This is a genomic window from Rhizobium fabae, from assembly GCF_003985135.1.
GTDB lineage: Bacteria > Pseudomonadota > Alphaproteobacteria > Rhizobiales > Rhizobiaceae > Rhizobium > Rhizobium pisi.
Genome location: NZ_ML133650.1, coordinates 56,205 through 69,126 on the forward strand (window position 1 = coordinate 56,205; position 12,922 = coordinate 69,126).

Below are 12,922 nucleotides of genomic sequence, written 5' to 3' on the forward strand. Positions count from 1 at the left end.
AGGACAGGATGATGACCACCATTGCATTCTCGAACGACAAGTCGCCATCGCAGGCAATCGGTTATGCCGGGGGCACCATCACCGTACTGATCTGGGCGACATGGTTTCTTGTCACGCGCCACAGTGCGACAACGCCGCTCGGCTCGATCGACATCGGGCTGATCCGCTTCGGCATTCCAGCCATCGCGCTTGCGCCCATCTGGATGATAACAGGCCTGTTGCCGAAGGCCGTGCCGCTTCACCTGCTCGCCATCATGGTGTCCGGCTCCGGCGCCATCTTCTTCCTTCTAACCACTTTTGCAATTCATTCCACGCCGGCCGCCTCTTCAGGCATCCTGCTCGGCGGCTCCATGCCGCTCGCCACGGCGTTGATTGGGGCTGCGCTGTTTCGCGAAAGGCCTGACGGTACACGCATCGCGGGGCTCGTCGCGATCGTCGCCGGCGTGCTGATCCTGCTCACGCGCAGCCTTGCGGACGCCTCATTGCCGTGGACGAGCTTCGTGCTGCTGCCGGCCGGCGCCCTTCTCTGGGCGAGCTATACCCATGCTTTCCGCCGCTCCGGTCTGACGGCCGTGCAGGCGAGCGCCCTGATTGCCGTCTGGTCCTTCCTGATGATGGGCGCGCTTGCGCTGATCTTCGGCATCTCGCTGCCTCAGGTTCCTCTGCAGGAAATCGGCCTTCAGACGCTGAGTCAGGGCATTCTTTCCGGCCTCGTCGCCATGGTGGCCTACGGCACCGCCGTCAGAACACTTGGCGGAACGCAGGCCGCCGCCTTCACGGCCCTGACGCCCGTGCTGGCAACCCTCGGCGGCGGCTTGCTGCTTGGCGAACAGATCGGCGTTACCGAAATCAGCGCCGCCGTGATCACAGGCATCGGCGTGGCACTTTCGACCGGCATTGCCGCCAAGCGTCGCTGAGCGTTTCGATCAATCAAGAGCCGCCGTTAGCGATATGCTGCGGCGGTTCAATTCGAATGAACGCAGGATTTTTTGAGTTGACCCGACTTCTCTTTATGCACGAATTTGGCAATCTGCCCTGCAGGACACTGCCCGTCATTAAAAAGCACCGCATGCCCCGCCGGCAATGACTGAGTTGTCGGCCTCTGCGTAACGGTCTTGATGGCCGCCAGCGCGGGTAAAGCACTGGCAAATGTAGACAATGCCACGATAGAAACTATTATGCTTATACTACGCATTGCGGCCTCCCTCTATGAATATACCGCAGTATACTGAGCATACTTGTCCCGTTCGTCAATTCACTTCCATCAGCGATGTTCGCTCTGCTCTCCCTGAGGGCATGGCTTTGCTTTCGGCCCTAGGGCTTAGGCCGTAGCCTGAATGACGACAACCCTGGCGCCGACATCGACACGGCCATAGAGATCGATCACGTCGTGGTTCATCATACGGATGCAGCCGCTCGACATCGCCAGGCCGATCGATTCCGGCTGGTTCGTGCCATGGATGCGGAAATGCGTATCATCGCCGCCGCGATAGAGATACATCGCCCGCGCGCCGAGCGGATTGTTCGGGCCGCCCGGCATGCCGCCGGCAAGCTTGCGATAGCGTTCTTCGCGGCGCTGCATGTTTTCGGTGGGCGTCCAACTCGGCCACTCGGCCTTGCGGCCGATATAGGCGTCGCCGGCAAATGCCAGCCCCTCGCGGCCGACGCCCACGCCATAGCGCATCGCCCTGTTATCGCCGAGGATGTAGTAGGCGCGACGCGCCGGCGTATCGACGATGATGGTCCCCGCTGCATGCGTCGTTTCATAAGCCACTTCCTGGCGACGGAGCTCCGGCTTGATCTTGTCGATCGGCACCTGCCTCAGCGGAAATTTTTCATCAGGAAGTGCCGCGTAATTCGTCTGGCTGTTCAAACCGGTCGAGGAGCAGCCGGCCACGACAAGGGGCAGAGCAATCAGAAAGCCCCGGCGGGAGATCGTCATGAAAGTGTCCTTAGTGCGTCGAGAGATGTCGCAGGCTAAGGAATTTATGGTTAACGAATGACTAAGGACCGCAGCCGGCAAGCGATCACGAAAGCGTCAGCCCCGTGAAATGCCGGCTGCGATGCCGATCCGCTTCACATATTCGGATAGACCGGTCCTTCACCGCCCTGCGGCGGCACCCAGTTGATGTTCTGGTTGGGGTCCTTGATGTCACAGGTCTTGCAGTGCACGCAGTTCTGGGCGTTGATGACGAAGACCTCTTCGCCGTCCTTCTCCACCCATTCATAGACGCCGGCCGGACAGTAACGCGTCGATGGACCGGCATAGATGTCGTGTTCGGAACGCTTCTGCAGGCCCATGTCCTTCACCTGCAGATGCACCGGCTGATCCTCCTCGTGGTTGGTGTTCGACAGGAACACCGAGGACAGCCGATCGAAGGTCAGGACGCCATCCGGCTTCGGATAGGCGATCGGCTTATGCTGCGAGGCGGGTTCAAGCGATTGGGCATCGGTCTTGCCATGTTTCAGCGTGCCGAAGAAGGAGAAGCCAAACAGCGTGTTCGTCCACATGTCGAGACCACCGAGCGCGACACCGAGGGCCGTGCCGAACTTCGACCACAGCGGCTTGACATTGCGAACCCGCTTCAGATCTCGGCCGATGTCGCCCTTGCGCCATTCATTTTCGATCTCGACGACCTCGTCATGGCTGCGGCCGGCTTCGATCGCAGCCGCAATCTTCTCGGCCGCCAGCATGCCCGACAGAACCGCATTGTGGCTGCCCTTGATGCGCGGCACGTTGACGAGACCGGCCGAACAGCCGATCAGCGCTCCGCCGGGGAAGGAAAGCTTCGGCACCGACTGGTAGCCGCCCTCGGTGATGGCGCGCGCGCCATAGGAGAGCCGCTTGCCGCCCTCGAAGGTGCCGCGGATCGCCGGATGTGTCTTGAAGCGCTGGAATTCCTCGAAGGGATAGAGATAAGGGTTCTTGTAGTTCAGATGGACGACGAATCCGACCGCCACCAGATTGTCTTCAAGGTGGTAGAGGAAGGAGCCGCCGCCGGTCTTGAAACCAAGCGGCCAGCCGAAGGAGTGCTGCACCAGCCCCTGTCGGTGGTTCTCCGGCTTGACCTGCCAGAGCTCCTTGATGCCGATGCCGAATTTTTGGGGTTCGCGGTCTTTCTGCAGATCGAATTTCGCGATCAACTGCTTGGCGAGCGAGCCGCGCACGCCTTCGCCGATCAGCACATATTTGCCAAGCAGCTCCATGCCGCGGGTGTAGTTCGGGCCGGGCTCGCCGTTCTTCTCGATCCCCATGTCGCCGGTGGCGACGCCGATCACCGCACCTTCGTCATTGTAGAGCACTTCGGTCGCGGCAAAGCCCGGATAGATCTCGACACCGAGTTCCTCGGCCTTACCAGCCAGCCAGCGACAGACATTGCCGAGCGAGACGATGTAATTGCCGTGATTGTTCATCAAGGGCGGCATCAGCACGTTCGGCAGGCGGATCGAGCCGGCGGGGCCGAGTACCAGGAAGTGATCTGATGTCACCTCGGTCTTGAAGGGATGGTCGCTCTCGCTGCGCCAGCCGGGCAGCAGCCGGTCGATGCCAACGGGATCGACGACGGCGCCGGACAGGATATGGGCGCCGACTTCCGAGCCCTTCTCCAAAACGACAACCGACAGCTCCGGATTGACCTGCTTCAGACGGATCGCCGCAGACAGACCGGCAGGTCCGCCACCGACGATCACCACGTCGAATTCCATGCTTTCGCGTTCGGGCAGCTCACTCACCTCGGTCATCCATTCGTCTCCACTTGGCCGCCGGCGGCCATCATCCCCTGATCGGCACTTTCTTGTCAAAACGAGAAGGGATTGTCGAGCCGGGATACGACAGCCGATCTTCCAATTCGCACAATGATATGCATCCCGCATCAGGATTATATGACGTTTACGTTAACGTCAATTATCAAACGCCGCCGAACCGATCGCACTCCCTTTCCTTTTCCGCCGCTTGCGCCTTATACATCGCTCGGACATATCGGAGGGCAAAGTTCATGGATCTCGGCATCGAAGGCAAACGCGCGCTCGTTCTCGCCTCCTCACGCGGCCTCGGCCTCGGCATCGCCGTGGCGCTGGCGCGGGAGGGCGCAAACGTACTGCTCTGCGGGCGCAGCGGCGAACAGCTGGAGGCCAATTGCAAGGCGATCAATGCCGAAGGCAGGGGCAAGGCCGACTGGATCTGGGCCGATCTCGGCGATGAACGCTTCGTCGAGATGACGACGACGGCTGTGAAAGAGAAGTTCGGCGGGCTCGATATCCTCGTCAACAATACCGGCGGACCGACGCCCGGCACGACCGAAGACATGACGGCCGAAAAGCTCGAGACCTATTTCCTCTCCATGGTCGCCCGCGTGATCACGCTCACCAATGCGCTGCTGCCCGGCATGAGGGCGCAGGGCTGGGGCCGCATCCTGACCGTTGCTTCGTCAGGCGTGATCGAACCGATCGCCAACCTGGCGCTGTCGAATACACTGCGCCCGGCCCTTGCCGGCTGGAGCAAGACGCTTGCCTCCGAAGTGGCGGGCTTCGGCATCACCACCAACCTGCTTTTGCCGGGCAGCATCCTGACGGCGCGGCTCGACGATCTCGACGGGGCTGCGGCAAAACGGACGGGCAAGAGCCTCGAGGAGATCCGCACCGACAAGGAAGCGCGCATTCCAGCCGGCCGCTACGGCCGGGTGGAGGAATTTGCCGCAGCGGCTGCCTTCCTGTGCAGCCAGCCGGCAAGCTACATTACCGGTTCCCTCATCCGCTGCGACGGCGGCGCGGCGCGATCCGTCTGACGGCTGCGCCTCAGCCGACGCGGGCCGCCGCGGCCCAAGTCGCGACACTTCGGATCATCTCTTCGACGTAAGCCGGATCGTCCGCAAATTCGGCGAGTTCGGACAGACGATGGAAACCCGTGAGGATCGCGATGCGCCGTCGGTCGAGCCTGCGTCCGGTCAGGATTTCATATGCCGATACGATGCGGGCGGTCAGATCGGGCGAAATGAAATTCGAGTAGATGAATTCCTGGTGCAACGGGCCAAAGCCGGAATCGGCGAAATCGTAGATGCCGTTGAGCCTCCTCTGCGCGTGGTCGAAGGCCATGTTCCAGCCATGGCCGCCGAAGAAGCCGTAGATGTTGCCGTAAGGATCGGGCGACAAGGCTTCGAAATCCGAAACGACGGCCCGCGCAAAGCTCGTAATGTCGGGCGGCAGCAGCGGCAAAGCCTTCGCTCTCACAGCCTCGGGCGATTGCCAGGGCAGGATTGCCGCCGCGCCGGCCGTCCGCATGCGGTCGGCATCGAGCACATGCAGTTCGGCGTAAAATCGCGCGAGGTCTTCCGCCAGGTGCTGACGATCGCTGCCCCCGAGCGCATCGTAGTCTTCGGCGATGAGATGTTCGCCCTCGATCTTGGTGTGGCTGGAGAAGACCGGTGGCCCGTCGTGAATTCGCATATCGGGAATCGCCATCGAAAGCGACGGCCGAATGGCATCGAGCAAGGCAGCTTCCTTCTGAAGCGCCCGCTCTGCGGTGAGATTGCGGGGAAACTTGAAAATCAGCGTGTCATCGACGTCAATCGCGATCGAATCCCAACCCTTTGCTGCCAGTCTGAAGACCGCGCCGGTGAGATGAGGAAACACGCTTATAATGAGAGAGCGAAACTCGCTGGCGTCCAACTCAGCCATGACAACCCGCCTTTTCTGTTTTCTGCGTTCTTCCGCGCAACAAAGGCATACGCTTACAGCCGTCGGACTGCATCAAGTTGCGCGCTCCTATATTAGTACAGTTTGAATATTACGGAATATTCATTACAAAAATTTAAGCCGTTATAACCACTTAGTGATCGTGTCCGGACAATTATGTCTTTTTTGCGCCGCAATATAAGCGGCTCAATCAGTGCATAAAATTTGCACCCTTGCCCCCCGCAACCTTGCCCAAAGTCCGGTCTCGCCCATGAAGAAATTTTGGATCACCGTCAGCCTTATCGCAGTCGCCGCCGTCGGCCTCTGGCAATTCGGGAATCTCATCCCCTATGCCTCCCGCATTCCCTACCTCTCGCAGATCATCAAGCAGCCGGCAGGCGGCAATGGCGGTGAGCAGCAGGCCCAGGCTGATCAAGCTCCAGACGGCGGGCAGCATCAGGGCGGCGGCCGCAGACGCGGCGGTGGCGGTCCAACTGTCGTCAAGACGGTTGCCGCCGTGAAAACCGTGCTGCCGACGGATGTGACTGCGACCGGCTGGGCCGACGCCGATGACAACACGACCATTGCCGCGCAGGAGCAGGGCCTGATCGTCGGCATCAACGCCAAGGACGGCGCGACCGTCAAAGACGGTGACCTCATCGCCAAGCTGGACGACCGGACGGCCAAGGCTACCGTCGACAAGGACAATGCGATGATCGTGCGGGATACGGCGACCCTGTCGCAAGCTGAAACCGCGCTGGTGCGCGCGCAGGATCTTTTCGACCAGAAAGCCGGAACCCAGCAGAGCCTCGACCAGGCAAGAGCCGCGCGCGACAGCGCCGCAGCGACGGTTGAAGCCGATAAGGCGACACTCGCCGCGGATCAGATCATACTCGAAAACACTAGTATCCGCGCTCCCTTCGACGGCCGGCTCGGCGATATCGCCATCAGCAAGGGCGCTTTCCTCAATGCCGGCGCAGCAATCGTCACTATCGCCAAATACGATCCGATCTATGTGAAATTCCACCTGCAGGAGCGCTATCTGCGCGCACTGAAGGCCGCTCTGGCAGCCGGTCCGGTCGCGGTCAGCACGGTCCCCTCTTCCACCAAGGGACAGGTCCGCAAGGGCGAGATCAGCTTCTACGACAATACGGTCGACACGGCCTCGGGCACGATCCTCGCCAAGGCGAAGTTCGAGAACGCCTCCGGTGCGCTCTGGCCCGGCCAGTCGGTCAATATCGTGGTGCATTTCCACAATGCGGAACAGCAGGTGGTCGTGCCGACGGTTGCCGTCAGCCCCGGTCCGGACGGTTTCTTCGCCTTCGTCGCCAAGGATGGCAAATCGCATCTGACGCCCGTCACTGTTGCCCGCGCGAATGGCGGCTTCACTGCAATTGCCTCAGGCCTTTCGGAAGGCGATCACGTCGTCGTCGAGGGCCAGGGCCAGCTCAGCGACCAGCAGGCCATCAACGAGCAGTTCGATGAAAAGACGCTTGATGTCGCGTCCGCCGAAAAGCCTCGGCAACAGCAGCAGTCCGAGACGATCGCGGTGGGAGCTGAGCAATGATCCCCAATTTCTGCATCCAGCGCCCCGTCGCGACGACGCTGCTTGCCATCGGCGCCATTCTGGCCGGTCTAGCCGGTTATCAGCTTGTGCCGGTCGCGGCCCTGCCGCAGGTCGATTTTCCCACAATCAACGTTTCGGCGCAGTTGAGCGGCGCCTCGCCGCAGACGATGGCGACGTCGGTCGCCACGCCGCTGATCAAGCAGTTCGAGACTATCCCCGGCATCAGCGAAATCAGCGCATCGAGCTCGCTGGGCAGCACCAGCATCGTGCTGCAGTTCGACCTCAACCGCAACATCGACGCGGCGGCAGCGGACGTGCAGGCCGCGATCTCGCATGCGACCCGGCAGCTGCCCGACAACCTGACGACGCCGCCGAGCTACCGCAAGACGAACCCGGCCGATGCGCCCGTCATGCTGCTCTCCGTGCAGAGCAACACCATGCCACGCAGCAAGCTCGACGAGATCGCCGAAGACATCATCTCGCCGTCGCTTTCCACCCTTCCCGGAGTTGCCCAGGTCAGCGTCTACGGTGCGCAGACTTATGCCGTGCGCGTCGAGGTCGATCCCAGCAAGCTGCTGACCCGCGGCATCGGCATCGATACAGTCAACAAGGCGCTTGCTGCCGCCAACAGCCAGCAGCCTGTGGGAACGTTGCAGAACAATTCGCAGGCCATGACCATTACCGCGAATACGCAGCGCACCAACGCCGATCAATTCCGTTCGCTTGTCATTGCCAATCCGAATGGTGCGCCGATCCATCTCGGCGATATTGCCGATGTACAGGACAGCGTCGAGAACCAGTATACCGGCAGCTGGTATGACGGCCAGCGCGGCATCATCCTCGCCATTCAGCGTCAGCCGGATGCCAACACCGTCGACGTCGTCGATGCGATCAACGCCAAGCTGCCGCAGCTTCACGCCGAAATCCCGCCTTCGGTCAACACCGTCGTCATGAACGACGCCGCAAAACCGATCCGCGCCGCCATTGCCGACGTGAAGTTCACGCTGCTCCTGACGATCGGCCTCGTCGTCCTCGTCATCTACCTCTTTACCGGCCACGCCACAGCGACGATCATTCCGGGCCTTGCCGTCCCGCTGTCGCTGATCTCGACCTTCGGCATGATGTATGTGCTTGGCTACAGTATCGACAATATATCGCTGCTCGGGCTGACGCTCGCGGTGGGGCTCGTGGTGGATGACGCGATCGTCATGCTCGAAAACATCCTGCGCCATGTCGAGGAAGGCATGCCGGTGCGGGAGGCGGCGATCAAGGGTGCGGGCGAAGTCAGCTACACCATCATTTCCATGTCGGTTTCGCTGATTGCGGTCTTCATCCCGATCCTCTTGATGGGTGGCGTCGTCGGCCGCGTGTTCAACGAATTCGGCATGGTGGTCGCCATCGCCATCATCTCGTCGGCGATCGTCTCGCTGACCGTGACGCCGATGCTCGCCTCACGTCTGTCCAACCACCAGAGCCGCCCACCGCTCCTCATCCGCATCTTCGATGCCGGCTTCGAGCGGACGCTGCGCGGCTACGACCGGGCGGTCGGCTGGTGCCTTCGTCATCGCGTGACGATCCTCGGGGTTTTCCTCGGTTCGGTGGCGCTGACGGTCTATTTCTTCATGACGTTGCCGACGAGCTTCTTCCCGCAGGAGGATATCGGCCGCCTGACGATCAGCACCCAGGCCCGGCAGGACATTTCCTATCCCGCCATGGAGGCACTGCAGCAGCAGGCGGCAGCCGTCGTCAAGGCGAACCCGGCGATCAACCACGTGATGTCGACGATCGGCGGCAACCCGAACAAACCGCAGAACAACGGCTCGATGTTCGTCGAACTCAAGGACAAGACGGAGCGTCCGCCGCTTGACCAGACGCTGCGCGAGCTGCGTACCGCGATCAACAAGATCCCGGGGTTGCAGGCCTTCGTGACGCCGAACCAGAGCCTGCGCTTCGGCGGCCGCCAGACCGCCAGCCAGTATCAGCTGGTGGTACAGGCGCTGAGTGCTGATCAAACCAACCTCTGGGCCGGCAAGATCCAGGCGGCGATGCGTAAGGATCGACTGTTCACCGACGTGACGTCGGACGCCCAGAACAACGCGCTCCAGGCCAATATCGTCATCGATACGGAGCGGGCAGCCGCCTACGGGATCGATAACGGCACGCTGCGCAAAACGCTGCAGGAATCCTTCAGCGGATACTCAGCGGCGGAAATCCAGTCGACCGGCGACAGCTACAATGTCATCGTCGAATATGATACGAGCAAACCCTGGGACGATCAGAAGCTCTCGGAAATCCGTGTCGCCTCGGCCAATGGCAGCCTGGTGCCGCTTTCGAACTTCGCGCACGTCCAACGCACCACCGGCCCGGTCACCGTCAACCAGACGGGCCAGTTGGTCTCGACCACCGTTTCCTTCAACTTGCCGGAAGGTGTCTCGCTCAGCGATGCGACAGCGGCGATCGACCAGATCAAGAAGGACATCGCGACACCGACAGACGTCTTCACCTCCTATGGCGGTACGGCCGAAATCTTCCAGCAGTCGCAGGGCAACACGCCCTATCTGATCCTGGCGGCCATTCTGACGATCTATGTCGTCCTCGGCGTGCTCTATGAAAGCTTCATCCATCCGCTGACCATTCTTTCCGGTTTGCCTGCGGCGGCGTTCGGCGCGCTGCTGGCCCTGAAGATCATGGGCTTCGACCTGTCGATCATCGCCCTTATCGGGCTCCTGATGCTGATCGGCATCGTCAAGAAGAACGCGATCATGATGATCGACGTGGCGGTGGAGACGATGCGCACGACCGGCGAAAAGGCTACGGCGGCGATCCACGAGGCCTGCGTGCGACGCTTCCGGCCGATCATGATGACGACCTTCTGCGCCCTGCTCGGCGCCCTGCCGATCGCGCTCGGCACCGGCGCAAGCTCCGAGCTGCGTCAGCCGCTCGGCATCGCGGTGGTCGGCGGCCTCATCGTCTCGCAGCTGCTGACGCTCTTCATCACCCCCGTCATCTTCGTCGAGATGGACCGCTTCGGCAATTTCCTCGGCCGGCTGATCGGCGAGAAGAAGGTCGAGGAACCCGAGGTGCAGGAAGCAAGGGCAATGGCCGCCGAGTGATGACGGCCCTCTGAATTCGGCATTGCCGATTGCCCCTTGCGGCGCACTTCTTCTTCCACCGGGAGAAGAAGTGCGCCTGCAATCGCATCAACTTCCGCTCCTCTTGAATGTGTCACGCCTCTGTGGCATCACCCGCCATCCTTGATCCGGGCGTTCGCACGCCCTTGCGGAGCAACGCTCCGTCTCCAATAACAATCGACATGAAGAGGTGCGGGCATGGCTCAGGCGCTGGGTTTGGACTTCGGCACGACGAATACGGTTCTCGCCATGGCGGATGGCGGGGCGACACGCTCGATGGCGTTCACGAGCACGGCAGGCATGACCGACAGCATGCGCACGGCGCTGTCCTTCATGAAGGACGCGCAGCTCGGGGCTTCGGCGCTGAAGGTGGAGGCGGGCCATGCGGCGATCCGCCAGTTCATCGACAATCCCGGCGACTGCCGTTTCCTGCAGTCGATCAAGACCTTTGCGGCAAGCGCGCTCTTCCAGGGCACAATCATCTTCGGCAAGCGGCAGAGCTTCGAAGACCTGATGGAAATCTTTATCCGGCGCCTTCGCCATTACGCAGGCGAGAGTTGGCCCGATGAGACCAGCCGCATCATCGCCGGCCGTCCGGTGCATTTCGCCGGCGCCAATCCGGACCCGGCGCTTGCGGTGCAGCGCTACAACGAGGCACTGACGCGGTTCGGCTTTCCGGAAATTCATTATGTCTACGAGCCGGTTGCGGCCGCCTTCTACTTCGCGCAGAACCTGAAGTCCGATGCGACCGTGCTCGTCGCCGACTTCGGCGGCGGTACGACGGACTATTCGCTGATCCGCTTCGAGACCAGGGCCGGCAAACTGACGGCAACGCCGATCGGCCATTCGGGTGTCGGTGTGGCCGGCGACCATTTCGATGCGCGCATGATCGACAACATCGTCGCGCCGCAGATCGGCAAGGGCAGCCATTTCAAGAGTTTCGACAAGGTCCTTGAGGTGCCGTCAAACTACTATGCGAGCTTCAGCCGCTGGAACCAGCTGTCGATCTTCAAGACCTCGCGGGAATTCGAGGATCTCAAGAAGCTGGTGCGCACGGCGCTGGAACCGGAGAAACTGGAAATCTTCGTCGACCTGATCGACCATGACGAGGGCTATCCGCTCTATCAGGCCGTCTCTGCAACGAAGATGGCGCTTTCCTCCGCCGAAGAGGCTCCGTTCGATTTCGCCCCACTCGGCCGCGGCGGTCGTCGCACGATCAAGCGCAGCGATTTCGAAAGCTGGATCGTCGATGACCTCGCCCGTATCGAAGGAGCGCTCGACGAAGTGCTAGACAAGACCGAGACGAAGTCTGGGGAAATCGACAAGGTGTTCCTGACCGGCGGCACCTCCTTCGTGCCGGCGGTGCGCCGGATCTTCACCGAGCGCTTCGAGCGCGACCGGATCGAAAGCGGCGGCGAACTGCTGTCGATCGCTCACGGCCTGGCGCTGATCGGCGAGCGCGACGACATCTCGCAATGGACGGTACAATAGAACGGGCAAAGGCAAGCAATATGCCGCCTGCCCTTTCAATGCCCACTTCCCTCCGCTAGACTTGCCGCATGATCTCCGCCAACGACCTTTCTCCCGCCGAGCTTGCAGCGCTTCTGCATTTCCATGCGGATGCCGGTGTGGAATGGCTGCTGGAGGAAGAGGCGATCGACCGCTTCGCCGAGTTCGAGGCGATGAAGGCTGCTCGCCGTCCGGCGACAGCGGCGCAGCAGGAGAGCCCTGTTGCAGGGGAACGTCAGATATCGCCGCGTCCGAATGCGGCGGCGCGCCCGGCTCCGGCCGAACGCGCAACCTCCGGCCCGCAACCTGCCATTCCCGACGGCGAGGCCGTGCAGCAGGCGCGTTTCGTCGCCGAAAGCGCACGATCTCTCGGCGAGCTCAAGACAGCGATCGAAGCCTTTAACGGCTGCAATCTCAAGCATAGCGCCCGCTCGACCATCTTTGCCGACGGCGATGCCGAAAGCGGCATTATGGTGATCGGTTCGGCGCCGAGCGCCGAAGATGATCGCGAAGGCACGCCCTTCTCGGGAAAATCCGGCCAATTGTTCGACAAGATGCTGGCCTCGATCGGACTGACCCGTTCGAGTGTCCTGCTGACGCAGGTCATCCCCTGGCGCCCGCCCGGCAACCGTGCGCCCTCGGCGGCGGAAATGGACATTTGCCGACCCTTCATCGAGCGGCAGATCGCACTGGCCGAACCTCGGGTCATCCTGCTGCTCGGCAATTTTTCGGCGCGCTTTTTCTTCGGGGAAAACGATACGATTCACGGCCTGCGCGGCCGCTGGAGGGAAATCGCCGTTGCGGAGCATGTCATTCCCGCAATCGCCAGCCTGCATCCTCAGGATCTGTTAACCGCACCTGTCAACAAACGGCTGGCCTGGAATGATCTGCTCGCTTTTCAGGCGAGACTTAAGTCACTCTCCCTGCTTAGAAATTAGCCAAAGTTGAATAATTTGTGAAACATCCTATGCGTTTTTGGAATAGCTGCATCGCATCATGATGCATTGCAAAATGCATGCTGCATTGCAATATAACCTTGTGTCTT

Annotated in this window: 10 protein-coding genes; 6 read left to right on the top strand and 4 right to left on the bottom strand. The window is 61.3% G+C overall.

The window, feature by feature from the left end:
- The first annotated feature begins 11 nt into the window (after positions 1-11).
- Positions 12-917: a DMT family transporter gene (locus EFB14_RS13725; protein WP_126826637.1), complete on the top strand. Its 906-nt coding sequence runs from the start codon at positions 12-14 to the stop codon at positions 915-917.
- Positions 918-964: 47 nt separating this feature from the next.
- Here the strand turns inward: EFB14_RS13725 and EFB14_RS33885 are convergent, their stop codons facing one another.
- From EFB14_RS33885 to EFB14_RS13740, 3 genes are all read right to left on the bottom strand, one after another.
- Complete coding sequence (locus tag EFB14_RS33885) at positions 965-1,195, bottom strand: DUF6719 family protein (protein ID WP_126826004.1); 231 nt, start codon at positions 1,193-1,195, stop codon at positions 965-967.
- A 126-nt stretch (positions 1,196-1,321) separates the two neighbouring features.
- Positions 1,322-1,942 carry a L,D-transpeptidase gene (locus tag EFB14_RS13735; RefSeq protein WP_126826007.1) on the bottom strand — a complete coding sequence of 207 codons (621 nt, stop codon included), beginning with the start codon at positions 1,940-1,942 and terminating at the stop codon, positions 1,322-1,324.
- A gap of 134 nt (positions 1,943-2,076) precedes the next feature.
- On the bottom strand, positions 2,077-3,741 hold the full coding sequence (locus EFB14_RS13740; RefSeq protein ID WP_125846196.1) for an electron transfer flavoprotein-ubiquinone oxidoreductase: 1,665 nt from the start codon (positions 3,739-3,741) through the stop codon (positions 2,077-2,079).
- Positions 3,742-3,995: 254 nt separating this feature from the next.
- Between EFB14_RS13740 and EFB14_RS13745 the strand changes: the two genes are divergently transcribed.
- A complete protein-coding gene (locus tag EFB14_RS13745) occupies positions 3,996-4,784 on the top strand; it encodes an SDR family oxidoreductase (protein WP_126826010.1) in 789 nt (262 codons plus the stop codon).
- A gap of 10 nt (positions 4,785-4,794) precedes the next feature.
- Here EFB14_RS13745 and EFB14_RS13750 read toward each other — a convergent pair whose 3' ends face one another.
- Positions 4,795-5,673, bottom strand: coding sequence for a phosphotransferase family protein (locus tag EFB14_RS13750; protein ID WP_126826013.1), 879 nt, complete (start codon positions 5,671-5,673; stop codon positions 4,795-4,797).
- Positions 5,674-5,941: 268 nt separating this feature from the next.
- Here EFB14_RS13750 and EFB14_RS13755 point away from each other — a divergent pair, with 268 nt between their 5' ends.
- The 4 genes from EFB14_RS13755 (at position 5,942) to EFB14_RS13770 (ending at position 12,815) form a co-directional block, all read left to right on the top strand.
- Positions 5,942-7,237 carry an efflux RND transporter periplasmic adaptor subunit gene (locus EFB14_RS13755; RefSeq protein WP_126826016.1) on the top strand — a complete coding sequence of 432 codons (1,296 nt, stop codon included), beginning with the start codon at positions 5,942-5,944 and terminating at the stop codon, positions 7,235-7,237.
- The gene (locus EFB14_RS13760) at positions 7,234-10,350 is read left to right on the top strand and encodes an efflux RND transporter permease subunit (RefSeq protein ID WP_126826019.1); all 3,117 of its coding nucleotides are present in this window, start codon (positions 7,234-7,236) and stop codon (positions 10,348-10,350) included. Before EFB14_RS13755 ends, EFB14_RS13760 begins: the two co-directional genes overlap by 4 nt.
- Before the next feature lie 216 nt (positions 10,351-10,566).
- Positions 10,567-11,859, top strand: coding sequence for an Hsp70 family protein (locus EFB14_RS13765; protein ID WP_126826024.1), 1,293 nt, complete (start codon positions 10,567-10,569; stop codon positions 11,857-11,859).
- A gap of 68 nt (positions 11,860-11,927) precedes the next feature.
- Positions 11,928-12,815 (top strand): uracil-DNA glycosylase, encoded by an 888-nt coding sequence (locus EFB14_RS13770; RefSeq protein ID WP_125846202.1) that lies wholly within the window; start codon positions 11,928-11,930, stop codon positions 12,813-12,815.
- The last annotated feature ends 107 nt before the right edge of the window (positions 12,816-12,922 follow it).

Excerpts from the sequence above, each read along its gene's own strand:
- EFB14_RS13725 (WP_126826637.1), top strand. The coding sequence starts at position 12 with ATGACCACCATTGCATTCTCGAACGACAAGTCGCCATCGCAGGCAATC.
- EFB14_RS33885 (WP_126826004.1), bottom strand. The coding sequence starts at position 1,195 with ATGCGTAGTATAAGCATAATAGTTTCTATCGTGGCATTGTCTACATTT.
- EFB14_RS13735 (WP_126826007.1), bottom strand. The coding sequence starts at position 1,942 with ATGACGATCTCCCGCCGGGGCTTTCTGATTGCTCTGCCCCTTGTCGTG.
- EFB14_RS13740 (WP_125846196.1), bottom strand. The coding sequence starts at position 3,741 with ATGACCGAGGTGAGTGAGCTGCCCGAACGCGAAAGCATGGAATTCGAC.
- EFB14_RS13745 (WP_126826010.1), top strand. The coding sequence starts at position 3,996 with ATGGATCTCGGCATCGAAGGCAAACGCGCGCTCGTTCTCGCCTCCTCA.
- EFB14_RS13750 (WP_126826013.1), bottom strand. The coding sequence starts at position 5,673 with ATGGCTGAGTTGGACGCCAGCGAGTTTCGCTCTCTCATTATAAGCGTG.
- EFB14_RS13755 (WP_126826016.1), top strand. The coding sequence starts at position 5,942 with ATGAAGAAATTTTGGATCACCGTCAGCCTTATCGCAGTCGCCGCCGTC.
- EFB14_RS13760 (WP_126826019.1), top strand. The coding sequence starts at position 7,234 with ATGATCCCCAATTTCTGCATCCAGCGCCCCGTCGCGACGACGCTGCTT.
- EFB14_RS13765 (WP_126826024.1), top strand. The coding sequence starts at position 10,567 with ATGGCTCAGGCGCTGGGTTTGGACTTCGGCACGACGAATACGGTTCTC.
- EFB14_RS13770 (WP_125846202.1), top strand. The coding sequence starts at position 11,928 with ATGATCTCCGCCAACGACCTTTCTCCCGCCGAGCTTGCAGCGCTTCTG.